Genomic DNA, 24,156 nt, shown 5'->3' on the forward strand with positions numbered 1-24,156 from the left:
CAAGATCGTCCTGCCACGACTGCGCCCGCCTTGATGATATGGATTCATTGACCAAGCCCGCACCCGCCCCCTGCTCCACCGAGCGCCTGGGTTTTCTCGCCAACGGCGGGGAAATTGGCCAACTGCTGCATACACTCGATGCGGGCAACTCACCGCTGGGCGCCCCCCGCGATTGGTCACCGATACTCAAAGCGCTGATGAGCACCGTGCTGCCGGTCAAGGCGCAGATCGTGATTTTCTGGGGCCCGCAGTACATCGCCCTGTACAACGACGCCTACGCGCCGAGTATCGGCAACAAGCACCCGCGCGCGCTCGGCCGCCCGGCCGTGGAAAACTGGGCCGAGCTGTGGGACGACCTCGAGCCGCTGCTGCGCGGCGTGCGCGAAACCGGCGAAACCTTCGCCGCCAAGGACCGCCCCTTTTACATCGAACGCCATGGCCGCGGCGAAGCGGTGTATTTCGATGTGTCCTACTCGGCAGTGCCCGAGGCCGACGGCTTGGTGGGCGGCGTGCTGTGCGTGGTCAATGAAACCACACAGCGCGTGCAGTTCGAGCGGCGCCAAGCGTTTCTGCTCGAGCTGGGCCAGGCGCTGCCTTCGATCAGCGAACCGGATCAGGTCGAAGCCCTGGTGCTGCGCCGGCTGGCCGAGGAGCTGAGTGCCGAAAAGGTATTCTTCGCCGAGAACCTGCAGGCCGAGGCCGCACTGAGCATCCGCCAGAGCACTGCGCACACCTGCGCCGGGCATCCACTGCAGCCCTACGACGCCGGGCAAAACGAGGTGCTACTCAGCGGCCGTACGCTGGTACAACCGGCGACGGACGACGCTCCGACAGCCCTGCACATTCCCGTGGTGCGTAACGGCGTGTTGGATGCGGTGCTGGTGCTCGAGCAACAGGGTCTGTACGAATTCTCCGACTACGAGATCCACCTGGCCGAAGAGACGGCCAAGCTGGCCTGGGCGTGGATCACCCATGCCCGCGCCGAAGTGGCGCTGCGTCTGAGCTCCACCCAGCTGTCAGCGATGTTCGACCAGGCCGGCGCCGGCATCGCCGTGTGCGATGCCGGCATGACCCTGATCCGGGTCAACGATCATTACTGCGAGATCGTTGGCCGCAGCCGCGAACAGCTGCTCGGCCAGAGCCTCTACGAGCTGGCCGAAGCCGGCGAATGTGCCTCGGTCGCTTCGCCCTGCGAATACAGCCTGCGCCATGGTCGCCCATTCGAAAACACACGCTGCCACAGCCGCGCCGATGGCAGCGTGGTATGGGTGCAGAACCACGTAACGCCGCTGCTCGATGACCAGCAGAGGATCGCTGGCACCCTCTGCGTGTGCGTCAATATCAGCGAGCGGGTGCGCGCAGAGGCCGGGCTGCGCGAGCTTAACGAGTCCCTCGAGGACCGTGTGGCGACCATGGTGGCGCAGCGCGAAGCGGCCGTCGCGCAATTGCACGAAGCCCACAAGATGGAAATGGTTGGCCAGCTCACCGGCGGCATCGCCCACGACTTCAACAACCTGCTGACGCCCATCATGGCCTCGCTGGAGCTGATCCGCCGGCGCCTGCCGGACGAGCGCTGCACCAAGCTGGCCGATGGCGCGCTACAGGCTGCCGACCGCGCACGCATTCTTGTCGGCAGGCTGCTGACCTTCGCACGCCGACAAACCCTCAAGCCGCAGCCGGTGGCGTTGAGCACGCTGATCCGCAATATGCGCGACCTGATCCAGAGATCCCTTGGGCCGATGATCGAGCTGCGCATCGATATCCCCGAGCGCCTGCCAACGGTGTTTATCGACCCGCACCAGTTGGAGCTGGCAGTGCTCAACCTGGCGGTCAACGCCCGCGATGCCATGGGCGAAAGCGGCCGGCTCAGCATAGCCGCCGAGCTGAGCGAGGTATCGAGCGACACCATCAGCGGCCTCAGCGGCGGCCAGTACGCGCGCCTGACCCTCATTGACTGCGGCTGCGGCATGGACGATGAAACCTTGCGCCGTTGCACCGAGCCGTTCTACTCCACCAAGGGCGTTGGCAAGGGCACGGGACTGGGGCTGTCGATGGTGCAAGGCTTGCTGGTGCAGTCCGGCGGCGGCTTTGCCATCGACTCGTTACGCGGGCAAGGCACCCGGGTCAGCCTGTGGCTGCCAACCACCGATGCACCGGTGGAGAGCGACAAGCCCGAACGCGATGAGGAAGTACCGCGAGCGGCGCGGCCGACCCATATCTTGCTGGTCGACGATGAGGCGCTGGTACGCGACACAACCGCCCTTCAGCTACACGATCTGGGTTATGAGGTGACCGAAGTGGATAGCGCTGCGGCGGCGCTCAAGCTGATCGACGAGGGCCTGCGCCCTGATGCGCTGGTGACCGATCACATCATGGAGAACAAGACCGGCGCCCAGCTGGCCCAGGAACTGCGCCAGCGTTTCCCCGATCTGCCGGTGCTGATCATCACTGGCTATGCCAACCTGACACCGACTCAGATCAGCAGCTTCGAAGTGCTGGCAAAGCCTTTCCGCCGCCGCGACCTGGCCGATCGCCTTGCGCAGTTGTTGAGCGGCAGTACCCCTTAGACGGGAAGCGCTCAAGCGCCTTCAGACCTTGCTTGAACAGCAGTGGCGGCAGTCTTACCAAGCTGCCGCCGAGCTTCTCGACCAGCGGCGGCGGCGCCTCACCGGCAAGCTCTACGATATGGCCGGCCAGTGGAGCGCCTGGTGCCGCTGGTATCTGGGTAACCCTCGATCACCCACTGTTGTACTTCTTCATGGCTGATGCCCAAGGCCTCAATCGGCACCGTTCAGCGCTCGTCAGTCCAGAGCGCGTCCATGGACTCACTATTCATTCACCTAACTCCCCCGACTTCAGGCCAGACTGCGCTGGCGCTGCGGGGCCGCCATGCCTGATGACACGAATACCAGTTGCTGGCGCACGCGCAGCACCAGCTGGGAGATGCTGCGCGAGCTGGCCAGCTCGTCGCGGTGAATATCTGCCAGGCTCAGCAACAGGCGCTCATCATTCGGGTCACGCAATTCGAGCGTTACCCGGTCATCCGCGGCGATGGTGCAACGGCAGGCCAGAGGCAAAAAAGCGGCTTCGACAATCTGCCGCTGTTCGAGAATGGACATCATCATGCTTACCTCCATTGCAAAGCCCCTCGCTGACATCTTTTACAAGCGAAGCGCATTGCATCGATTTTAGTGAGTGCCTTATGGCAACTACCTAAAGGGCTGCATGAGCGATGCCAGACACTTTTTTCAGCCAAATCAATTAAAGCGTCCAATCACCTTCATGCACCTTGCACTACGGCGCACATTTACTCAGGTATTTTGCACGAACTCCACCCTGTACAGTTCCCGGCCTTGTATAACGACATAATTTACAAATGACCACCACTCGTCTCTCTCTTTTTATATAACTCGAACGAATACAATAAAACTTGCTTCGTAATCGATGAGGATGTCCTCATTTCGACAATTGAGATTGTGGAGATAACAAGATGGCACATAGCAACCCAGGTAACTTCGCCAACGACCGCGACAAAGCAGCCGAAGCGGGCCGCAAAGGCGGCAAACAAAGCGGCGGCAATTTTGCCAATGATCGCCAGAAGGCGGCGGAAGCAGGTCGCAAAGGTGGTCAGAACAGCCATGGCGGTGGTGGCAAGCGCAGTTCTTCCTGAGAAGCACAAATACTGCGAAACCTGCCGCTGCGGGTTTCGCGTTTCTTTTAAACGCTTATAAAAAGTTGCCACAACAACTTTCCCTACAAGCTATTTAATCAACGTTTAAACATAACGCCCGCCATCCCCACCGGCTTTCTAGCTGCTCCATACAGAACGATTTTCTGCCTCGATATTCTGGAAACTGCCCCTTCTGAGTCTATCCCCCATAAGGCAATAAATCATTTGCTCAATAATTCGACGCTGATCGCGCACAGGCATCCAAGACCAGAAGGCAGACTGAGCCGCATAGTCGTCTCTCTATATAATGAAGGGAGACGGACCATGAATCACGATGATCCTCAACGGCGCAGCCACGACTGGGCTCTACTGTTTATGCGCATCAGCGCCAGCCTGTTGCTGCTGGCCGTTCACGGCCTACCGAAGCTGCTTGATCTACAGGCGGAGCTGGGCCGAATCGAAGACCCGCTCGGTTTGGGTCAGGCCATCACCCTGAGCCTGGCGCTATTCGCGGAAGTAGCGTGCCCGCTGCTGATCGCGTTGGGTCTCTTTACCCGCCTGGCCTGTTTGCCGATTCTCGCTGTACTGGCGGTGTCGCTGGCGCTGGTACACCCCGAGTGGAGCCTGGCCGACGGGCAGTTCGCCTGGCTACTGACGATCATCTTCGTCACGCTGCTTATCGGCGGTGCCGGTCGTTTCGCGCTGGGCCGCAACCTTCGCTGGCAATAAGCGCCCGGCGCTTGGGAGATCCATCACAGAGCATCCGATTTCGGCACGGCAAGCGTGACCCACACCACGGGCGGATCGTCATCATTCTGTAATAAAACTGAAATACGCCTAGAATGCGCTTATCGGCCATGCACTCGTAGAAGTGCAACGCTGGAAACAGTCCGAACTTTCTGCCATTTCAGCCACCTATGCACACTGCAAATGACAGTTGGAAGTCCCATGATCAAGACCACCAAACCTCGCGCTACCGTGATCTGCCAGCAGCGGGACAAAGTGCTGCTGGTGCGCAAGGCCGATGCCAAATGGACACTGCCCGGTGGCAAGATCGAAGCTCACGAGCGGCCAGCCGAAGCAGCGCTGCGTGAACTCTGCGAGGAAACCGGGCTGGATAGCACAGCGCTGGAGTTTCTGGCCCTGCACGAATTCGACAGCCGCCCCCATCACGTCTTTCGCGCCACGGTGCCCGAGTACCTGGCCGCGCAACCGCAGAACGAAATTGCCGATTGCCGCTGGTTCTCAGCCGTCGACTTGGACAAGGCGATCAAGAAATCGGCGCGCAAGCTGCTAGAACTGTACTTCGCCAGCAGCCACGGCAAGCCTGCCTGACAGCCTTTCACAGCGCGATCAGCCGACCTGATCGCCCTCGATCATCTCGTGAATACGGCTGGCGATTGCCTGCATGGTGAAGGGCTTGGTCAGCAAGCGCATGCCCGGCTCCAGATGGCCATTGCCGATCACCGAATTCTCCGCGTAACCGGTAATGAACAGCACCTTCAGCTCCGGTCGTTCCTGTCGCGCAAGGTCCGCAAGCTGCCTGCCGTTCATGCCGGCAGGCAGGCCTACATCGGTCACCAGCAGGTCGATGCGCGCATCGGACTGCACGATCTTCAACGCGGAGGGGCCATCACCCGCTTCCAGCGTGGTGTAGCCCTGCCCTTCGAGCACCTCGATTACCAGCATGCGAATGGCCGGCTCGTCATCGACGATCAGTACCGTTTCGCGGCCGGCATTCGGCTCCTCGGCCGAGGCTTGGACCGTCTCGGTATCCGCCTCGTCGCTGCCATCATAGAGGCGAGGCAGGTACAGACACATGGTGGTGCCCTGGCCAACCTCGGAATAGATGCACACCTGGCCGCCGGACTGACGCACGAAGCCATAGACCATCGACAGCCCCAGGCCAGTGCCCTCGCCTAGTGGCTTGGTGGTGAAGAACGGCTCGAAGGCGTGTTCGATCACCTCTGGGCTCATGCCGATACCGGTATCGGTCACGCACAGCGACACGTATTGACCCGGCGGTACATTACGCCCGCGCGCGGCGTAATCATCGATCCACTTGTTAGCCGTCTCGATGGTCAACCGACCGCCGTGGGGCATGGCATCGCGAGCGTTCAGACACAGATTGAGCAAGGCGTTTTCCAGCTGCGGGGCGTCGATGAAGCTCGACCAAAGCCCTGCAGCCAGCACCACCTCGGTCGTGATATGCGGCCCCACGCTGCGACGCACCAGCTCTTCCATGCCCGTGACCAGCCGGTTGACGTTGGTCGGTTTGGGGTCCAGGGTCTGCCGGCGCGAGAAAGCCAGCAACCGATGGGTCAGCGACGCGGCACGCCGCGCCGCGCTTTGCGCAGCACTGACGTAGCGGTCCAGATCCCCTAGACGCCCCTGCCCTAGGCGCATCTGCAAGAGTTCCAGCGAACCGCTGATACTGGTCAGCAGGTTGTTGAAGTCGTGGGCGATACCGCCGGTCAACTGGCCCACCGCTTCCATCTTCTGCGATTGACGCAGGGCATCCTCTGCCACCCGCAAGCGCTCCTGTTCCTGCAGGCGCTCGGTGATGTCGTAGACGAACTGGTAGGCGCCGATCTGCTGGCCATTACTGTCGTTGAGGCGACTGAAATGCATCTCGTAATGGCGCATGCCCTGCTCCGTCGGCAGCGGCACCACCACTTCGAATTCCTCACCGGCCAGCGCCCGTTGCCAGGGGGCGATCACGATTTCCAGGTGTTCGGGGCGTTCTTTGAGCGCGTGCTTGAGATCCTCGCCGATCTGCGGGCGGGCGCCAAACACGCGCTCGTACTCGCGCATGCCCGAGCCGTTGATGGCGATCCAGCGGTAGTCGAAGCCCATGATGAAGATCAGCGCATCGGCGCCGTCCACCACCCCGGCCAGCACGCGGCGCGCCTCGTTGGCATCGCGCACTCGCGCTTCCAGTGTCTCGTTGAGCTGGCGCAGCGACTCCTCGGCCTGCTTGCGCTGGGTGATGTCCTGGAACAGCACCGCCACCTGCTTGCGGCTGGCGGGACCAACACGGAAAGCGCTGATCTCCAGGTGGCGGCCGGTTGCGATCAGCTCCTGCTCGAAACGTATCGGCTCGCCGCTATGCAACACATGGGCATAGCGCTCGACCCAGCTGTCGGCTTCCTCGCCGACCATCTCGCGCAGCTTCTGACCGACCACGTTGCGGATTCCGGCGTGCTCGGCATAAGCGGGATTGGCTTCGATGTGGATGTAGTCGCTGAGCGGCCCATGGGGGCCGTCGAAGAACTCGATGACGCAGAAGCCTTCATCCATGGTGTTGAACAGAAACTCATAACGTTCCCGCTCTTGGGCGAAGGCATGCTCGACACGGCGCTGCTCGGCAATGTCGATTTCCTGGATGAACAACCCCTCGACCCGGCCCAGCCCATCGAACTGCGGCTGGTAGCTGAAATCCACCTGATGCCCGGGCCGGCCGGGCACCTCGAAATTACGCGCCCGCACGGCGCGACCACGCCGGTAGGCCTCTTCGAGCAAGTCGATGAAACGCCGCGCCATGCGTGTGGCCAACACCTCGCGGGCCGGCTGGCCGATCACATCGTCCAGGCCCAGCAGACGCTGGTAGGCGGGGTTGAGGTATTCGAAACGCAGCTCAGGGCCATGCAGCACGGCCATCGCCGCCGGCGCCTGCTCAAAGGCCTGGCGAAAGCGCTGATCCGCCGACGCGCCGTCGCCGGCTGTCGCGGCCAGGCTGGCCCTGAGCTGGGCATTTTCTGCCTCGAGCGCTTGAAACCGATGCCGAAGGGCTTCGACGTCATCAGATATCACGATAGGACCCAGGCGGCAGAGAAAGAGACTCAGCAAGGCAGCCATTGAAGCCTGTATCGCGGCGTTTTACCACGGCCGCCGCGATTTATATTTTGGGCTGGTTGGTGGGTTCACCGGCAACCGGGAACCCGCTTCTGCTGCGCAGGGCAGCGACTCAGGCCAGCTTGAAACGGTTTACCTGAGCCTGCAGATCCGCCCCGAGGCGCGCCAGATCGACGCTGGCCGCCGAAGTTTCCTCAGTAGCTGCCGACGACTGCTCGGCCACGTCGCGGATGCTCGACACGCTGCGGTTGATCTCCTCGGCGACCGAGCTCTGCTGCTCGGCGGCAGTGGCGATCTGCTGGTTCATCTGCTGAATTTCCGAGACCGCGGCGTTGATAGCGCTCAACGCGCTATTGGCCTGCTTGGCAGCATGCACCGTGGTTTCCGCCTGGGCGCAGCTTTGGCCCATCATCGCTACTGCCTTTTCCGCGCCGTTCTGCAGGTTGCCGATCAAACCCTCGATCTGCTCGGTGGACTCATGGGTGCGCCGCGCCAGGGCACGGACTTCATCGGCAACCACGGCAAAACCGCGGCCCGACTCCCCCGCCCGCGCCGCCTCGATGGCCGCGTTGAGCGCCAGCAGGTTGGTCTGCTCGGCGATGCCCTTGATCACGTCCAGCACGGTGCCAATATTGCCGCTGTCGTGCTTGAGCGACTCGATGGCATGGGCCGAATCCTCGATGGACACGGCCAGCTTCTCGATACGCGCCACCGCCTGCTGCACGGTCTGCTGACCTTCCTGGGTCTGCTCGTCGGCGTTGCGGGCGTACTCGGCGGCCGATTCGGCGTTACGCGCCACATCCAGCACGGTGGCGGTCATCTCGTTCATGGCGGTGGCCACTTGTTCGGTTTCCATGCGCTGCTGGGACACACCAGCACTGGTCTGTTCAGTCACCGCAGACAGCTCTTCGGCTGCCGTGGCCAGTTGCGCCACGCCATTGCCCAGGCGGCCCAGCAGATCGCGCAGGCTCAGAGTCATGTCCTGCATCGCCTGCATCAGCTGGCCCAGCTCGTCGTGGCGATCCGGCACGATATCGGCGGACAAATCGCCGTTGGCCACCTGCTTGGCCACGCCGACCACACGCTGCAGCGGGCCGACGATCATGCGGGTAATCACCAGCGCGCACAGCACGCCCAACACAAAGGCGATGGCAGCGGCACCGAAGAGCATGGTCTTGGCGCGGCTGGCATCACCGTTGAGCAGCGTCAATTGCATTTCAAGCGACTTATCGGACGATGCGGCAACCTGACGGGCGCGCTCGGTCATGTCCTTTTCGGTAGCGTTGTAACCCTCGATCGCCTTGCGCATATTTCCGAACTGTTCGTTGTACTGCTGCAACTGAGCCAACCCGGCCTCCACATCCGCCTGATCAGCAGGATTGCTCAACTCACGGTTCAGGGTTCTACCCTTCTGGGCGAGCGAAGCAAAATGCTCCTGCAATGCAGTGGCATATTTGTCATCTTCGCGCAGGAGAAAATCCTTTTCCCGTCGGCGCGCCTCAAGCAACTCCATCGCCATGGAGTTAGCCTGGTTGGCCTGACTCAACACGTCGATGCTGGTCTGGTCGCCCGTCAGGCGGATCTGCTCCACGGCGGCCTTACGCAGGCGCTCTTCGAGATCCGCAAAGCGCTCGAGAGCTGCACGCGCCGCCGTTTCCATCGCAGCCTGCGCGTTCTTGTTGGCATCGGTGGCTTGCTTGAGGCTTAGCAGCTTTTCGCGATAGCCCTGCAGGTCATCCTGCACGGTGCGCATCATCGCCTTCGTTTCGGGGTAGAGCATCTTGCCTTCGCTGACCTTGGCCTGTTGCTCGGTTTCATCAGTCAGGGCAATGGCCTGCTGCATGTACTGGTCGTCATCGCGAAGCAGGAAATTCTTTTCCTGCTGGCGAGCCTGGCTGAGCTTGCCGTCGATGCTGCTGACGCCCAGCAGAATGTCGACACGCTGCAAGGTGGTGTGCAAGGCGGACTGGCCAACCCAGACAATAGCCAGAGTGATGATCAGAACCAGGCCGAAACCGCTGAGCAGCTTCTTTCTGACGCTCATGTTGAGCAGCAGATTTGTGACAGGCATAGGGTGACTCCCTGAGTATTCGATAGAGCACAGGCGCGTTAAGGGCCATGGAGTGCACAAAGAACCGATACGATTCGGCAACGGCTTTTCTGCTGCATAAACAGCACTATCGGCAGGCAGACACGAAACTGTAAATTTTGTAATTTACAATGACCAGCACAGGGGTAGTGCATGGCGCCTGAGGCCAGAACAAAGGCGTTTGAGGACATAAAATCTGGCGCCATTATACCGGCACATCATGCGCTTTTGAGTGCCGGCGCTCCGCCACAAACAGCGGGTTTTGGCTCGCCGGTCGGCGAACAACATCAAGGATCTGAAAGCCAGCAAGAACCTTTTCCGATTGGCACTTCGCTCTGCAAAAGGGCCAGCTACCAGATAGCCGGCCCTTGCGCAGCAGTAGCCAACTCATCCAGCAGTTCGCCGACGAACGAACGGACTCAGAGCACACCCCGGTGATTGGCATCTGCTCGGCAGCCCTTATTCACCTGCGTAAGAGAGCTGTTAGTGAAAGCTCTCAACGCGGGCCACGGAATGACCAGCCCACAGCACGTTCGAGCGCAGCCGGCAAATCGCTACAGACCGCTCTATATCGACCGTTCAAGTATCTTCATACCACTACCCAGCAGGTCAGAAATGTTCACACGTCGATTGTAAAGTGACTCTATACTGGCGCCACTCCAATGACATGGAACCAAACCCATGCGCCTCGACACGCTGACACTCAAGACCCGTCTGATCATCGCAGTGGCTATCCCCTGCATCGCCCTGGTACTGGTCGCGGTGACCAGCCTCAACAGCATGTCGAACATGCAGAAGGAGGCCAGCGCGCTCTACCTCAACACTTCCGCACCCATGCGCGCGATGGCCGAAGCTGCCTCACGCATCCCGCGCATGCGCGTAGGCATCGACATGATGCTGCTGCAGGAAACCGCCCTGCGTGACGAGCGTGGAGTGAAGACCCGGGTACAAGAAGCGCTCAACGAAGACATTCCCGGCATGCGCGAAGCCATGCGCCACGCTGTCGAGGCCCAGGTAAATCCGGAGCGCCGTGCCCAGGCACAGCGCCTGCTCGACCAGTTCGAGACCATGGTCAGCAATGAGCTGACGCCCATGCTGCAGGCGCTGGACGCCGGCGATATGGCTCGCGCCCAGCAGATCTACCGCGACCAGTACGCCAAGAGCTACGGCGTGATGCGCGGCGGTGCCAACGAGCTGCTCGACACCCTGCTGCAGCAGGCTGAACAGCAGAATCAGAGCAGCACCGACAACTATGAAGAAGGCCGCACGCGGCAACTGGTGATCATCGCACTGGGCCTACTGGTGTCGTTCGTCGCCTCCTGGCTGATCGTCACCAACCTGCGCCGACGCGTATCCACCCTGCAGAACAGCCTGGGCCATGCCGCCGACAACCTGGCGCTCAATGCACCCATCCAGCTGAACGGCAGCGACGAGCTCAGCGACATCGCCCAGAGCTTCAACCGCTTCCTGGCAAAGGTGCATGGCATCATGCAGCAGCTGGCCGGTAACTCCCGCGAGCTGGCGGCCATGGCCCGAGATGTGGCCGAGCGTGCACGACTGACCCAGAGCAACTGCGTGGCCCAGAGCGACCGCACCGTGCAGGTGGCCACCGCCATCCACGAGCTCGGCTCGACGGTCAATGAAATTGCTGGAAATGCCGAGAACGCCGCTCAGGTGGCCCGCGAAGCCACCGACTATGCCAACACCGGACGCGAAGTGGTGGACCAGGCCAACCGGCAGGTCGACTCGCTGAACGGCGAGCTGGAGCAGACCGCCAGGGTGGTCGGCGAACTGGCCGGGCAGATTGAGGCGATCAGCGCGACTCTGGGCACCATCCGCAGCATTTCCGAGCAGACCAACCTGCTGGCCCTCAACGCGGCCATCGAGGCGGCTCGTGCCGGCGAGCAGGGCCGTGGCTTTGCCGTGGTGGCCGACGAGGTACGTACCCTGGCCAGCCGCTCCGGCGCCTCCACCGAGGAAATCCAGAAAGTCATCGACCGCCTGCAGGCCGAATCGCGCTCGGCGGTCGAGGCCATGGCCAAGGGCCGTCAGCAGAGCGAGCGGGTGGTCGAATCCGCCGGCAAGGCGTCCCAGGCGCTGGCGCAGATCAACGGTCATATCACCCAGATCAGCGACCAGAACATCCAGGTCGCCACCGCCACCGAGGAGCAGTCCGCAGTGGTCGAGGAGATCAACCGCAACGTCGAACAGATCAACCAGTTCACCCAGGAAACCACGCAGATCGCCGATCAGCTCAACGATGCCAGCAGCAACCTGCAACAGTTGTCGCGCCAGCTCGACGAGCTGGTCGGCAACTTCAAGCTGTAAAACAGTTGCCGCCGGCGCAATGCCGGCGGCGGCCTTGCTAGTCCCGCTCTGGCGCCAGCAGGCGCGCGCCCAGCACCACCGCCCCACCCAGATACGCCACCGTGCTCCATGCCGCCATCAGGATGCCACCGAAGCGCTGGTCATCCACCTGCTCGAAACCGAACGCGCCCAGGCACAGCTCGGCGGGATAGATCAGCTTCGGCGCCATGATCAGCACCACGCCCAGCATGGTCATGTGCACGAAGGTCAGGAAGAAGCCGAACATTGCCGCTGCCAGCCCCCGACGTGAATCGCTGGCAAAACCGAGCAGCCAGACGCCAAGCCCCACGGCAAGAAAGCTGGCCTGCTGGGCGACGAACGCCCAGACGTTGAGCGCCGCCGCTTCATGCAGCGGCGGCGCATGCCAGCCCCACACAATGGCCATTTCAGCAGCGAAGATTAATGAGATCGTCGCGCCGCTGTGGCGCAGCCTGTCTACCCTCAAGCCTGCGCGGGCCAGGCCGATGGCCAACAGCGGCGCCGCCAGGGCAATCACGCCCAGGTGCAGCAGCATATGGGCGGAAAACGCCGTGCGGCTCATCGCCGGCAAGGGCCCCAGCCAGCAGGCGGCGAGCACCACGAAACCGAGCAGCAGCGGCCAGTTGCGCACAGGTCTGCTTGGCGCGGCGAGCTGATCAGCCATCGCGCGATTGCGCCAGGGCGGTGGAGATTTCCCGTATCGCATCCGCCGGCGCGGTGCGCAGGGGAATCAGGCTGGCCAGCTCGCCCTGCGGGTTCATCAAGTAGACCACGCCGGTGTGGTCGAGCACGTAGGTATCGCCCATTGGCACCTTTCGAAAGTACACAGCGTAAGCATCGGCGACTTGCTGGATCTGCTCCGATGTGCCGGTCAGACCGAGGATGCGCTCGTCGAAAAAGGTCGTGTAGGCAGCCAGCACCTCGGGTGTATCGCGCTCAGGGTCGAGGCTGATAAACAGCGGCTGCAACCGGTCGCCCTGCTCGCCCATACCGTCGAGCACTTTGGCGACCTGCATCAGGGTGGTCGGGCAGATATCCGCGCAACGGGTAAAGCCGAAGAACACCAGCAACCATTGTCCGTGGAAACTCTCGTGCGTAACGGCGCGCCCACTCGGGTCACGCAGTTCGAACGGCCCGCCGATGCGCTGGCCGGCATCGACGGCGGCCACCACCGGCGTGCGTGCCGGCCATAGCTGATAGGAAAGCGGCAACGCGGCGAGCAGCAACCCGATGATCACGGCGCTGGCTATCCAGGTGCGTTTCATGTGCGGCCTCCTCATCCGTCCCCGGCAGTGTTCTGCGCCTGCCTGAGGTTAATGACCGCGCCCGATCAGGCAGAGTGCGACCTGTAAAAGGTAACCTCAGGTCTCCAACACCACTCGCCTCACACCTTGGCCGACGACGACAGCTGCAGCCATACCGAAAACGCGCCCAGAGCAGCCCAGAAAATGGTGAACAGCCAGGGCGAACGCAACGAGAAGCGCAGGGACTTCAAATAGCGCTCCTTGCTGGACTCGTGCTCGCTGAACAGCGGCGACTCGTCGTAGGCGTGGCCAAACTTCGGCTCGCTGTGCAACAGCTGCTGTTGCTTGAAATGCCAGTGGCCGATGATCGCGGCCGAGGCGCGAATGCCCGGCCAGGCATTCAGTGAACTGACGATGCCGAGCAGCGCCAGCATGGTGGGCACCACCAGGGTGAACATGTCGCCCCAATCGGGGTTGGCGTTGGCCATCGACGAGGCAAAGGCGATGACCAGAAACGACTGCGCCGCCAGGTAGGCGTTGGTGCGGTCGGCCATCAGGTTGGTTTCGTACTGGATCTCCCGGCGATAGAAATCCAGGCGTTCCTTGGGCGTACCGAACATCAGCGAGTCGGAGACTTCGGAGTCGTCTCCAACCGGTTCGGCTTCAGGTGAGGTGATGATTCTGGACACGTGGAGAACTACCGGTTCGGCGGTGAAAAGAATGACGCCGGCGCCTCGCAGACATGCTGCAGGGCGCCGCAGGGTCGTTAGCGCTTGGCTTCGGTATCCGGCGCTTGCGAGCGGGTCAGGAAGGCATCGGTCAGCTCGGGCAGGTGAGCCTTAATCCACTCGGCCATCGCCTCCTCCTGGGGCAGGATGGTCTCGCAGACACGCTGGGTTTCGCGGTCACCAGCAGCCTTGGCGGCGGCGATCAGTACGGTGTAAGAGGCGATTTCCAGGTTCTCGAACACGTAGCCGCTCATGGCGCCCTTGATCACTTCATCGCTCATGACCGAGCCACCGACCGCCTGACCGAAGGCGGTCAGCTTGCCGGCGATGTCCTTGAGCATGGACGGTTTCTCACCGAGACGCTCCAGGCAGCCTTCCAGCAGTTCACGCTGGCCCTGGGTCTCCTCGATATGCTGTTCGATACGGGTCTTGAGTTTCGGATAATGTTCAAGGCGCGCGGCCTGCGCCTTCAACATCTGCTCGGCCTGCTGTTCCATCGCGTGGGCATCACGAAGCCAGCTCAACAAATTTTCGGTTTTGGTCGCCATGATCATTCGCTCCTAACATATTTGCGGATTCATTATTGGGAACGAGCGCGGCGCCAATACGTTCGCAATTAAGGACGAGCGGTTTACTTGAATGAACGAACAATTAACCAGCATGTTTTTCTGACAAATAATCCGCTCAAGAAAACGGTCAACACCTATACGTACAATCAATAAATTTATACACAAAGAATTAAATATAACTTCTCGCACAAGATCATTGGCTATTTTTTCGCTATCAATAAAAAGCCCCGCGAAGTGCGGGGCTCGATATTGGGTCCGGCTCAGGCCGTCGGGCGCTGGCGACGGTCCAGATTGCGCCGCGTCCACATCATCTTGGCAGCGGTCGGGCTTACCGGCGCGCCGGTGAAGGTAGGCAGCTTGCGGCGTACCCAGCGGGCGCCAGCGCCCTTCCAGGAGATTTCGCCGCTGACCAGCTTCTGGTCGCGCTCCAACTCGTGTGCCAGGGCGCGTAGCTCGTTCTGCTCGACCACGGTGCGGCGGTCGATGGCGCGGCAAAGTTGGGTTTCGCCACCCTTGGCAACTGTCAGCAGAAATTTTCCGTCCGGGCGCGGTGTGAGAGTGATTTCATGATCCGGCAGCGCAGACGCAAGCACTTCAATGGCAACAGCAGTCATTGGAAAACTCCCTAAGTGAATGACGGTTTTTAACGTCATTCGGTATTGCACAGCGCATGCCAAAAAAAGGGACTTAGCAAACGCCTGCAAACTGGGTCTTTCGGTCAACTTCTCCAACAATCCACATTGCAAAGTGCAAGATGCAACTTGCAGAGCACCGCATTTTGCATGCCATCAAATTAGAACCACAGAAATAATCTCGACATATATAAGTGGCGCACTTTCCAGTTAATTTACAATGCTTACAAAATTAATGACCTCGCTGCTTTTATATAGGCAGCGAGGTCATTGGGCGGTGAAAGTCGAAGATCGATCAGGGGCGCAGAATCACCTTGCGGCAGTCATCTTCCTGCTTGTCGAACAGCCGATAGCCCTCGGCGGCATCGGAGAGGTTCATGCGGTGGCTGATGATGATCTCCGGCTGCAGCTCCCCACCCTGGATGCGTTCCAGCAAATCCGGCAGCAAGCCGTGCACATGGGTCTGGCCCATCTTGAAGGTCAGGCCCTTGTCGAAGGCATCGCCGAACAGGAAGCCGTGGATGAACCCTGCATACACGCCGGGCACGCTCACCGTGCCGCCGCGCCGAACCGCCGCGATGCACTGGCGCAGCGCCTTGCCGCTGCTGCCCTCGAGCTTGAGCTGGGTGAGCAGGGTTTCCGTGGCACTGCCCTTGGCCTCGAAGCCGACCGCGTCGATAGCGGCGTCCACGCCACGATAGCCTTCGGTCTGCTCGATGATCGCTTCGGCGGGGTCATCGATCTTGTCGAAATTGATTGGCACCACGCCATAGGTCGCCCGCGCGTATTCGAGGCGGTACGGCTGGTTGTCGACCATGAAGATCTGCCGGGCGCCGAGCATCCGTGCACAGGCCGCCGCCATCAGCCCCACTGGGCCGGCGCCGTAGATCGCCACGCTGCTACCCTCCTTCACCCCGCCATTGATCACCGCCTGGTAGCCGGTCGGCAGAATGTCGGTGAGAAACAGCACGCGCTCGTCATCGAGCTCATCGGGAATCTTGAACGGCCCGGCATTGGCCTTGGGCACCCGTACCAGTTCGGCCTGGCCGCCGGGCATGCCGCCATACAGGTGGCTGTAGCCGAACAGCGCGGCGCCGGAAGGAATCTGTTTCTTGTTGATGATCGCGCCGCGACCGTCGTTGGTGGTTTCACAGGCGGCGTGCAGGTTCATGTCGCAGAAGAAGCAGCTGCCGCAGGCGATTACGAACGGCACGATCACCCGGTCGCCCTTGCTGACCGCCGTCACGGCGCTGCCGACTTCCTCGACGATGCCCATGAATTCATGGCCGAACACGTCGCCGTGCTTCACCTGAGGAATCTTGCCGCGATACAGGTGCAGGTCCGAGCCGCAGATCGCCGTGGCGGTCACCCGCAGGATGATGTCGTCCGGTTCCTGGATGATGGGGTCGGGTACGTTGTCGACGCGAACGTCGTGGCTGCCGTGATAGGTCAATGCGCGCATGCTGCTCTCCAGAACGAGGGTTTGAGTGCCTGTTCTAGAGTCCGAGGAAGCGCCGATTCCTTTGGTTCAGCCCTGGGGATGAGTGGCCGCTTACGCTTGTGGGGCGCGGCTTTGCAGCATTTCGAGGGCCTGAGCGACGCGCTCGGCGAGGGAGCCGCGCAGCTCGTGATAGACGCAGCCGCGGCGCTGTAACTCGTCGCGATACCAGACCTGCTGGCGACGGCGAAAGGTTTCGTCCTGGCGGGTGCCATCCTGCACGAAGGGAAAGTCGTCAGCGCACAGGAAGGTGTGCGCATAAGGCCGCTCGGCCAGGCGCTGCAGTTCGGGCTCGGAGCGGCCGAACATCGCGCCGCTGTAGAACAGCGTGGTCAACGGCGAGGTATCGCAGACCAGGTAGCGGGTGGCGCGCTCGGCAGCGGCGTTCTCGCGGGCGACCTGGGTGCGGCCGATATGCAGCAGATCATCGTACTGCAGCTCGCCGCCGCGCGCCTCCCAGCACTCGCGCCCGTATTCGGCGACATGCACGCTGCCCAACGCCTGGGCCAGTGCCGCGGCCAGGCTGCTCTTGCCGGTGGACTCGCCGCCCAGCAGCACGATGCGCTCGACGAAATCGGCATACACCGGCGGCGCCAGAAATGCCTTGAGCCGGTGGGGATCTTCACGCAAGCGAGTACCGGAGATCGGCACGGCAGCCCGCGCCTGATCGACGCAGACATGCTGCACCGGATGGCCAAAGCACTGGGCCAGGTGCGCGGCGAAGCCATCGCCATAGCTTTCACTGGTGAACACCGCATCGACCGTGGTGCCAAGCACCCCCTGGCACAGCTCGGCGACGAACTGGCGCTGTTGGTGATCGGGCGCCTCGTTGTGCGGCAGATCAGGCAGCACCCGGCCCTCGCCACGCCAGGCGTCGATACGCGCCTGGGTGACCACCAAAGCTGGCACATCGGCAAAGCGCGTCTGCAACCAGCGCTCGCGGCGTGGCGCCTCGCAGCCGGGCAACTCCGGCAACGAGTAGCTGAGCAGGTGGAGCTGCTCGCACTGGGCCAGCGCCTCGCGGATCAGGAATTCATGGCCCAGGTGCAAAGGTGAGAACTTGCCGACCACCAGGCCGCGTCGAAAGGCTTTACGCATCTCAGGCCAACCGTTCCTGGCCCTGCAGCTCACGACGCCAGCGGTACAGGCCGTACCAGGCGTTGCACCAGAACAGCACGTAAAGCCCGGCGGTCAGGTACAACTCGCGGGTGGCGAACAGCGGCACCGCTAGGGTGTTGACCAGCAACCAGCCGTACCAGGTTTGCAGACGCCGGCGCATCAGCAGCAACTGCGCCAGCACGCTGAAGGTCAGCACCAGGGAATCCACCAGCGGCGCGTAGGCATCGGTGAAACGATGCAGCAACAGGCCGTAGGCAACCGCAACGATGACCGCCATAGCCAGATAACCGAGCAGTGCCTGAGGCGGCGTGCGGCTGATCGGCAACTCAGCACCGGCATTGCCACGCTGCCAGGCCCACCAGCCCATGGCGCTGGTGACGATGAAAAAGCCCTGCAGGGTAACGTCGGCATACAGCTGCACGGTTAAGAACAACCAGCCGAACAGCAAACAGCCGACGATACCCACCGACCAGGTGTGCACACTGTTGCGCGCCGCAAGCAGCACGGCGATCAGGTTGGCGATATTGGCGAGCAGCTCCAGATTGCTGGGCATCAACGGGTCCTTGTCAGGCAGCCGTGGCGCCTGTCAGCCGGGTCGGGAAAGCGTGGATGGCCCGCCGGAAAGCGAGCCGAGGCGCAGCATAGCGCAACGGCTGCAGCCAGCGCGCGCAGTCAGTGCCCGGCTTGCTACTATCGCCCGCTGCCCACCCACGCGAGGACGACCATGAGTGATGACCGCCCCACCCGCAAGCGCTCTAGCCTGCAAGCGGGCAAAGCGCCAACCCTGGCAGACGTCGCCAAGGTTGCCGGGGTGTCGCCGATCACCGTGTCGCGCACCCTCAACCAGCCGGAGATCGTGCGCGCCGAATTGCGCGAAAAGGTCTTCCGCGCCGTACAGCTGACCGGCTACTTACCGGCCATGCTCACCGGCGCCGCCACACAACGCAGCCGGCTGATTTCCCTGCTGGTGCCGACCGTGACCAACTCGATTTTCGCCGACACCATGCAGGCGCTGATCGGCACCCTCACCGAAGCCGGCCACGAAACCCTGATCGGCCTGACCAACTACAGCGCCGAGCGCGAGGAGCAGCTGCTCGACACCATCCTGCGCCGCCGCCCCGACGGTATCGTGCTCACCGGCACCCTGCACACCAAGGCCAGCCGCACGCGCCTGTCGCGCTCGGGCATTCCCACTGTAGAAACCTGGGACCTGGCGCCACGGCCGCTGGACATGCTGGTGGGGTTTTCCCACGAAGCGGTCGGCGCGGCTATCGCCCGTTATCTCGCGGCCAAGGGCTACCGTCGCTTCGCCGTGGTGACGCTGGACGACCCGCGCGGCCAGCGGCGCTGCGACAGCCTCGAAGAGGAACTGGCCAACCAGGGCATCAACGTGCCGCGGGTGGTGCTGCCGCCACCGGCGACGGTCGATCTGGGGCGCGAGGGGCTAAGGCGCCTGCTGGCCGCCGGCGAACGCCCCGAGGTGCTGGTGTGCAGCTCCGACACCCTGGCCCATGGCGTGCTGGTCGAAGCCGCCGAGCGCGGCATCCGCGTACCGGACGATCTGGCAGTGATGGGCTTTGGCGACCTGAACATCGCCGCACACCTGCAGCCGTCGCTGTCCACGGTGCGCATCAACGGCGCGGAGATCGGTCTGCAGGCCGCCCGCGCACTGCTGCAGCGCATCGAGCATCCCGATGAGGAAGCGGTGAAAGTACGCATCGATACGGGTTTCAGCATTGTCGAGCGGCAGAGCGCCTGAGAACTTCACCTATGCGGAAAAACGCAAATCTCGCGGGCATGGACTAAGCACCCCCGCCCGCTCCCAAAGATCGCACAGCGCGTGAAACCTGCTTTACCCTGTTAGACGGATATACGACGAGAACAGCGCTCCCCGTGGGAGTGGGCCATGCCCGCGAAAAATCGCAGGCAGGCTCCGCCTACGCTGAAAATCACCGACCATGCAAGATCGATGGTGATACAGCTCAGGCAGAAAGGCCCTCAGCGCCAAGCCGCCATCCAGCCCAAACCATCCTCGGTAAGCCCACGTGGGTTGTATTCGCAGCCGATCCAGCCTTCGTAACCCAGCTCGTCGAGCAGCGCGAACAGATAGGCGTAGTTCACCTCGCCAAGGTCCGGCTCATGCCGATCCGGCACCCCGGCGATCTGGATGTGCCCCACCCCCGCCTGGAAGCGCTTGAAGCAGGCGGCCAGGTCACCCTCCATGATCTGCGCGTGGAAGAAATCCATCTGTACCTTGAGATTGGGCTCGCCCAACTCGGCGAGGATGGCATGCCCCTCGGCCTGCCGGTTGATGAAGTAGCCGGGAATGGAGCGGGTGTTGATCGGCTCGATCAGCAGGGTCAGATCCTGCTCGGCCAGCCGCCGGGTCGCGTAGCGCAGGTTTTCCAGGTACACCTCGCGCATCCGCGGGCGCAGCGCCTCGTCCTCGATCAGCCCGGCCATGGCGTGCAGCCGTGGGCAGCCCAGGGCCTGGGCGTATTCGATGGCCTGGTCGACGCTTTCACGGAACTGCGCCTCACGCCCCGGCAAGGCGGCGATGCCCCGTTCGCCAGCGGCGAAGTCACCCGGCGGCAGGTTGAACAGCACCTGGCTCAAGCCATTTTCGGCCAATCGCTCGGCCAGCTCGGCGGCCGGATAATCGTAAGGAAACAGATACTCGACGCCCTTGAAGCCGGCGGCAGCGGCGCGGCCGAAGCGCTCGATGAAGGGCGCGTCAGCGAACATCATGCTCAGGTTGGCAGCGAATCGTGGCATTGCGATCACCATTGGGCGCCGTAGGTCTGGCGCAGCTCGTCAATTTGTTCTTCATTCAGAGGGCGCGTCGGCTGCTGGCGCAGCAGCAGGTACAGCTTGGCGGTTTCCTCCAGCTCTTCGATGGCGTAGGTCGCCGCCTCCAGGTTCTTGCCCGACACCACGGGCCCATGATTGGCCAGCAGCACCGAGCTGTGCTTTCCAACCAGGCCACGAATCGCCTCACCCAGCTGCGGGTCACCCGGGCGGTGGTAGGGAATCAGCGGTAGGCGCCCGACCCGCATGACAAAGTACGGCGTCAGCGGCGGCAGGCAGGAACTCGCGTCCAGGCAATCGAGACAGGACACCGCCGCCGAATGGGTGCAATGCAAATGCACGATGGCGCCCGAGTCGTCTCGCCCCTCGTACACCGCGCGGTGCAGGAAGGCTTCCTTGGAGGCCGGTTTGCCGGCCAGGTGATTGCCCTGCCAGTCGAGCTTGGCAATATCAGCCGGGTCCAGACGACCCAGGCAGGCGTTGGTGGGCGTGAGCAGCCAGCCATCATCAAGGCGCACGCTGATGTTGCCCGACGAGCCGGGGCTCAGGCCACGCCCGTAGAGGGAGCGGCCGATCTCGACGATTTCTTCGCGCAGCAAGTTTTCTTTGCTCATGCCAGTTTCTCCCAGGCCTTGACCATGAAATCGGTGCTGCCGAAGTTGCCGGATTTGAGCGCCAGCGCCAACGGTTTGCCGGCACGCCCCAGGGTTTGCGTCCAGGGCACGCCCGGGTCGATACTCGGGCCGATGCGCAGACCCGCGATATTCAGAGCATTCACCACCGCGCCGGAGGTTTCGCCGCCGGCGACCAGCAGTTGCCCTACGCCCTGCTCGTCCACCAATGCTCGGGCGATAGCGGCCAGCGCAGCCTCGACGCGCTCACCCACCTGCTGGGTGCCGAACTGCTGCTGCACGCGGCGTACTTGCTCGGGCGGGCTGCTGGCGTAGATCAGCACCGGCCCCTGCTGCTCGACAGACCAGGCCAGCGCCTCAGCGACCAACTCGTCGCCACGGGCCATCAGCTCGCCGGCCTCGAGGCGAAACGCCGGGTACACCCCTGCCGCCTGCTCCACCTGCGCCAACGTGGCCCGCGAGCAGCTGCCACTGAGGATCGCCTGGCGCCCCCAGCCTCGGTCCAGTTTGCCGGCTTCGCTACCGGCGCCGAGCAGGCCCCGGGCCTTCCAGTCCTGAGCCAGACCGAGAGCCAGGCCGGAGCCTGCGGTTACCAGCGGCAATTGCGCGCAAGCGCCGCCCAGGACGGTCAAGTCGTCATTGTCGGTAGCGTCGCTGATGGCGATGCCGATGGACTCGTCGCGCAGCTCGGCGATCCGCTGGCGGGTCGCCTCGACACCGGCGCGCAGGGTGCGGTAGTCGATCAGGCCGACGCGGTGACGGGTCTGCGGTTGCAGCACGCGCATCAGGTTGGCGTCGCGCATTGGCGTCAGCGGATGGTCCTGCATGCCACTCTCGTTGAGCAGCACGTCGTTGGCGAACAGGTAACCGTTGAACACGCTACGGCGATTTTCCGGGAACGCCGGGCAGGCGACGGTGAAATCGCTGCCCAAGGCGCTCAGCAACGCATCGCTGACCGGGCCGATATTGCCTTCGGCAGTGGAGTCGAAGGTCGAGCAGTACTTGAAGTAGAACTGCCGGCAGCCCTGCGCCTGCAGCCATTCGAGCGCCTGCAGAGACTGCTTCACCGCCTCCTCAGGCGGCAGGTTGCGTGACTTCAATGCGACCACCAGCACGTCGGCCTCGCCAAGCTCGAACGGGCGCTGCGGCACGCCGATGGTCTGTACGGTGCGCGCGCCACCACGCACGAACATGCTGGCGAGGTCGGTGGCCCCGGTGAAGTCATCGGCAATGCATCCGATCAGGGGCATGGTCACATCTCCTCGTTGGCGGCGACAGGCAGCTGGATGCCGGGAAAGATCTTCGCCACGGCGATGTCATCCTCGCGGCCCAGGCCGGCGGCCGAGGCCTGCTTGAACATCTGGTGCGCGCTGGCCGTCATCGGCAACGGGAAAACCGCGTCCTGGGCACTGTCGAGCACGAGACCGAGATCCTTGACGAAGATGTCGACAGCCGAGCGCGGCTGGTAGTCGCCGGCCAGCAGGTGCGGTACGCGGTTCTCGAACATCCAGGAATTGCCGGCGCTGTGGCTGATCACCTCGTACAGCGCCTTGGGGTCGCAGCCCTGGCGGATGCCATAGGCCATGGCTTCGGCAGCGGCGGCGATATGCACGCCGGCGAGTAGCTGGTTGACCAGTTTGATCTGCGAGCCCTGCCCGGCTTCATCGCCCAGCCGATAGACCTTGGCCGCCACAGCCGCCAACGCGGCTTCGCACTGCTGAAACGCCGCCGCAGGCCCGGAGGCCATGATGGTCAGCTCACCCGCCGCGGCACGCACGGCACCACCGGAAATGGGTGCATCGAGCATCGCCACCTGGTGTTCGGCCAGGCGCTTGGCGATGCGCCGTGCGGCGTCCGCAGCAATGGTCGCGCAGGCCACCACCACCGTGCCCGGGCGCAGACGTGCAGCGATGCCCTGTTCGCCGAACAGCAACGCCTCGGTTTGCTTGGCATTGACCACCACGATGAACAGCACGTCGCTGCCCGCAGCCTGGTCGCCCAGGCTGGCGACCGGCAGGCCACCCTCGGCAGCGAATGCCTGGCGTACCTCCTCGCGAATATCGTAGCCCCAGACCGACAGGCCGGCGCGCAACAGGGAGCGCGCCATGCCCAGGCCCATGGAGCCGAGCCCGATCACGCCAATGGTGGATGTCGCTGTCATCTTGAAACTCCTCTTGTGATTGTTATCCGTCGCCATCGGCCTCGCTGCGCGCTTCACGCAGGCGCGTTTCGGCGTTGCGCAGGTGGGTGGAGGCCGCCTGGCGCGCGGCCTCGCTGTCGCCGGCGGCAATCGCCTCCAGCAAGGCATGGTGTTCGTGGTCGACCTGCTGCATGTAGTGGGCGTTACGCGCCTCGTTGCGGCGGGTCACGCTGATCGCCTGCTGCAGCAGCTGGTGCAGAAAATCAATGGTTTCCAGGAAATGCTGGTTGCCGGTCGCCGCCACTACGCTGCGGTGAAAGGCCAGGTCCTGCCTGACGCCGTCCTCACCCCGCTCGACCGCTTCGTCAAGTTCGGCCAGGGCGTTGCGCATTGCCCGCAGGTGAGCGTTGTCGCGGCGCGAGGCGGCCAGCTCGGCGGCCTTGATCTCCAGTGCGCTGCGCAGCTCGAGGATCTCCACCACTGCCGAGAAATCACCTTGCGGCTGCGCCAGGCGCAGGGCCACCGAGGGTTTGCTGGCGACAAAGGTGCCACTGCCCTGACGGGAAATGAGCATGCCTTCGCGCTTGAGCATGGAAATGGCCTCGCGCACCACGGTGCGGCTGACCCCGTACTGGTCGCACAGCGCCTGCTCGGTGGGCAGCCGCGTACCGGCGCCCAATTCGCCTTCGTGCACCGCCTCGCTCAGGCGTTTGGCCAGCCGCTCGGCGAGCTTGGGGGTGGCTTCGTTCAGCATCTGCACAGCGATCTCCCGGCAACCTTCACAGCGGTTCTCGCGCGGCTCGCGCACAGGAGAACGACGCCAACG

General features: G+C 62.9%; 21 protein-coding genes and 3 pseudogenes. 7 read left to right on the top strand and 17 right to left on the bottom strand.

All coding sequences use genetic code 11. The annotated features are described in order from the left end of the window. Window positions 1-38 precede the first annotated feature (38 nt). Complete coding sequence (locus PVA39_RS14105; RefSeq protein ID WP_274124577.1) at window positions 39-2,567, top strand: PAS domain-containing protein; 2,529 nt, start codon at window positions 39-41, stop codon at window positions 2,565-2,567. 288 nt (window positions 2,568-2,855) lie between these two features. On the opposite strand, the gene PVA39_RS14110 is transcribed toward PVA39_RS14105, so the two are convergent. After that, window positions 2,856-3,125, bottom strand: a complete 270-nt coding sequence (locus tag PVA39_RS14110) for a DUF1652 domain-containing protein (RefSeq protein WP_274124578.1) — start codon at window positions 3,123-3,125, stop codon at window positions 2,856-2,858. Window positions 3,126-3,505: 380 nt separating this feature from the next. On the opposite strand from PVA39_RS14110, the pseudogene PVA39_RS14115 reads away from it, so the two are divergent. The 3 genes and pseudogenes from PVA39_RS14115 to PVA39_RS14125 form a co-directional block, all read left to right on the top strand. Beyond that, window positions 3,506-3,670, top strand: a pseudogene (locus PVA39_RS14115) (general stress protein); the annotation flags it as partial. Between the two features lie 324 nt (window positions 3,671-3,994). Next, window positions 3,995-4,399 (top strand): DoxX family protein, encoded by a 405-nt coding sequence (locus PVA39_RS14120; RefSeq protein WP_274124579.1) that lies wholly within the window; start codon window positions 3,995-3,997, stop codon window positions 4,397-4,399. Between the two features lie 219 nt (window positions 4,400-4,618). Beyond that, window positions 4,619-5,005, top strand: a complete 387-nt coding sequence (locus PVA39_RS14125) for an NUDIX hydrolase (protein WP_093502893.1) — start codon at window positions 4,619-4,621, stop codon at window positions 5,003-5,005. Window positions 5,006-5,023: 18 nt separating this feature from the next. On the opposite strand, the gene PVA39_RS14130 is transcribed toward PVA39_RS14125, so the two are convergent. The 3 genes and pseudogenes from PVA39_RS14130 to PVA39_RS23460 form a co-directional block, all read right to left on the bottom strand. After that, entirely contained in the window at window positions 5,024-7,483 is a 2,460-nt protein-coding gene (locus PVA39_RS14130; RefSeq protein WP_274124580.1) for a PAS domain-containing hybrid sensor histidine kinase/response regulator, read from the bottom strand. Window positions 7,484-7,637: 154 nt separating this feature from the next. After that, window positions 7,638-8,522 carry a methyl-accepting chemotaxis protein gene (locus PVA39_RS23455; RefSeq protein ID WP_443200972.1) on the bottom strand — a complete coding sequence of 295 codons (885 nt, stop codon included), beginning with the start codon at window positions 8,520-8,522 and terminating at the stop codon, window positions 7,638-7,640. Then, a pseudogene (locus tag PVA39_RS23460) lies at window positions 8,496-9,596 on the bottom strand (HAMP domain-containing protein); the annotation flags it as partial. The pseudogene PVA39_RS23460 and the gene PVA39_RS23455, both read right to left, overlap by 27 nt. 699 nt (window positions 9,597-10,295) lie before the next feature. Between PVA39_RS23460 and PVA39_RS23465 the strand changes: the two are divergent. Further along, window positions 10,296-10,856, top strand: a pseudogene (locus PVA39_RS23465) (MCP four helix bundle domain-containing protein); the annotation flags it as partial. A 285-nt stretch (window positions 10,857-11,141) separates the two neighbouring features. Then, window positions 11,142-11,942, top strand: coding sequence for a methyl-accepting chemotaxis protein (locus tag PVA39_RS23470; RefSeq protein ID WP_371259300.1), 801 nt, complete (start codon window positions 11,142-11,144; stop codon window positions 11,940-11,942). 37 nt (window positions 11,943-11,979) lie between these two features. Here the strand turns inward: PVA39_RS23470 and PVA39_RS14145 are convergent, their stop codons facing one another. From PVA39_RS14145 to pnuC, 8 genes are all read right to left on the bottom strand, one after another. Continuing rightward, window positions 11,980-12,624 carry a cytochrome c oxidase assembly protein gene (locus PVA39_RS14145; RefSeq protein WP_274124582.1) on the bottom strand — a complete coding sequence of 215 codons (645 nt, stop codon included), beginning with the start codon at window positions 12,622-12,624 and terminating at the stop codon, window positions 11,980-11,982. Then, on the bottom strand, window positions 12,617-13,225 hold the full coding sequence (locus PVA39_RS14150; RefSeq protein WP_274124583.1) for an SCO family protein: 609 nt from the start codon (window positions 13,223-13,225) through the stop codon (window positions 12,617-12,619). The genes PVA39_RS14145 and PVA39_RS14150 overlap by 8 nt, the downstream gene beginning before the upstream one ends. Before the next feature lie 119 nt (window positions 13,226-13,344). After that, entirely contained in the window at window positions 13,345-13,893 is a 549-nt protein-coding gene (locus PVA39_RS14155) for a RipA family octameric membrane protein (protein WP_093502883.1), read from the bottom strand. Window positions 13,894-13,970: 77 nt separating this feature from the next. Beyond that, window positions 13,971-14,480 (bottom strand): ferritin-like domain-containing protein, encoded by a 510-nt coding sequence (locus PVA39_RS14160; RefSeq protein ID WP_093503517.1) that lies wholly within the window; start codon window positions 14,478-14,480, stop codon window positions 13,971-13,973. A gap of 281 nt (window positions 14,481-14,761) precedes the next feature. Continuing rightward, complete coding sequence (locus PVA39_RS14165) at window positions 14,762-15,115, bottom strand: DUF3509 domain-containing protein (protein WP_013790729.1); 354 nt, start codon at window positions 15,113-15,115, stop codon at window positions 14,762-14,764. A gap of 313 nt (window positions 15,116-15,428) precedes the next feature. Then, on the bottom strand, window positions 15,429-16,595 hold the full coding sequence (locus tag PVA39_RS14170) for a zinc-dependent alcohol dehydrogenase (protein ID WP_274124584.1): 1,167 nt from the start codon (window positions 16,593-16,595) through the stop codon (window positions 15,429-15,431). A gap of 90 nt (window positions 16,596-16,685) precedes the next feature. Continuing rightward, window positions 16,686-17,729 carry an AAA family ATPase gene (locus PVA39_RS14175; protein WP_274124585.1) on the bottom strand — a complete coding sequence of 348 codons (1,044 nt, stop codon included), beginning with the start codon at window positions 17,727-17,729 and terminating at the stop codon, window positions 16,686-16,688. Between the two features lies 1 nt (window position 17,730). Next, on the bottom strand, window positions 17,731-18,303 hold the full coding sequence (gene pnuC, locus PVA39_RS14180) for a nicotinamide riboside transporter PnuC (protein WP_274124586.1): 573 nt from the start codon (window positions 18,301-18,303) through the stop codon (window positions 17,731-17,733). A 171-nt stretch (window positions 18,304-18,474) separates the two neighbouring features. Here pnuC and PVA39_RS14185 point away from each other — a divergent pair, with 171 nt between their 5' ends. Beyond that, entirely contained in the window at window positions 18,475-19,509 is a 1,035-nt protein-coding gene (locus PVA39_RS14185) for a LacI family DNA-binding transcriptional regulator (protein WP_274124587.1), read from the top strand. Between the two features lie 239 nt (window positions 19,510-19,748). Here PVA39_RS14185 and otnI read toward each other — a convergent pair whose 3' ends face one another. From otnI to PVA39_RS14210, 5 genes are read right to left on the bottom strand one after another with little or no spacing between them, the layout of a single operon-like run. After that, window positions 19,749-20,525: a 2-oxo-tetronate isomerase gene (gene otnI / locus PVA39_RS14190; RefSeq protein ID WP_274124588.1), complete on the bottom strand. Its 777-nt coding sequence runs from the start codon at window positions 20,523-20,525 to the stop codon at window positions 19,749-19,751. A gap of 5 nt (window positions 20,526-20,530) precedes the next feature. After that, window positions 20,531-21,172, bottom strand: coding sequence for a 3-oxo-tetronate 4-phosphate decarboxylase (gene otnC, locus PVA39_RS14195; RefSeq protein WP_274124589.1), 642 nt, complete (start codon window positions 21,170-21,172; stop codon window positions 20,531-20,533). After that, window positions 21,169-22,440 carry a 3-oxo-tetronate kinase gene (gene otnK, locus PVA39_RS14200; RefSeq protein WP_274124590.1) on the bottom strand — a complete coding sequence of 424 codons (1,272 nt, stop codon included), beginning with the start codon at window positions 22,438-22,440 and terminating at the stop codon, window positions 21,169-21,171. The genes otnC and otnK overlap by 4 nt, the downstream gene beginning before the upstream one ends. A gap of 2 nt (window positions 22,441-22,442) precedes the next feature. After that, a complete protein-coding gene (ltnD, locus tag PVA39_RS14205) occupies window positions 22,443-23,387 on the bottom strand; it encodes an L-threonate dehydrogenase (RefSeq protein WP_274124591.1) in 945 nt (314 codons plus the stop codon). After that, window positions 23,374-24,084, bottom strand: coding sequence for a FadR/GntR family transcriptional regulator (locus tag PVA39_RS14210; RefSeq protein ID WP_274124992.1), 711 nt, complete (start codon window positions 24,082-24,084; stop codon window positions 23,374-23,376). Before PVA39_RS14210 ends, ltnD begins: the two co-directional genes overlap by 14 nt. Window positions 24,085-24,156: the final 72 nt, after the last annotated feature.

The organism is Pseudomonas sp. CNPSo 3701, from assembly GCF_028674975.1.
GTDB classification, from domain to species: Bacteria; Pseudomonadota; Gammaproteobacteria; order Pseudomonadales; family Pseudomonadaceae; genus Aquipseudomonas; species Aquipseudomonas straminea.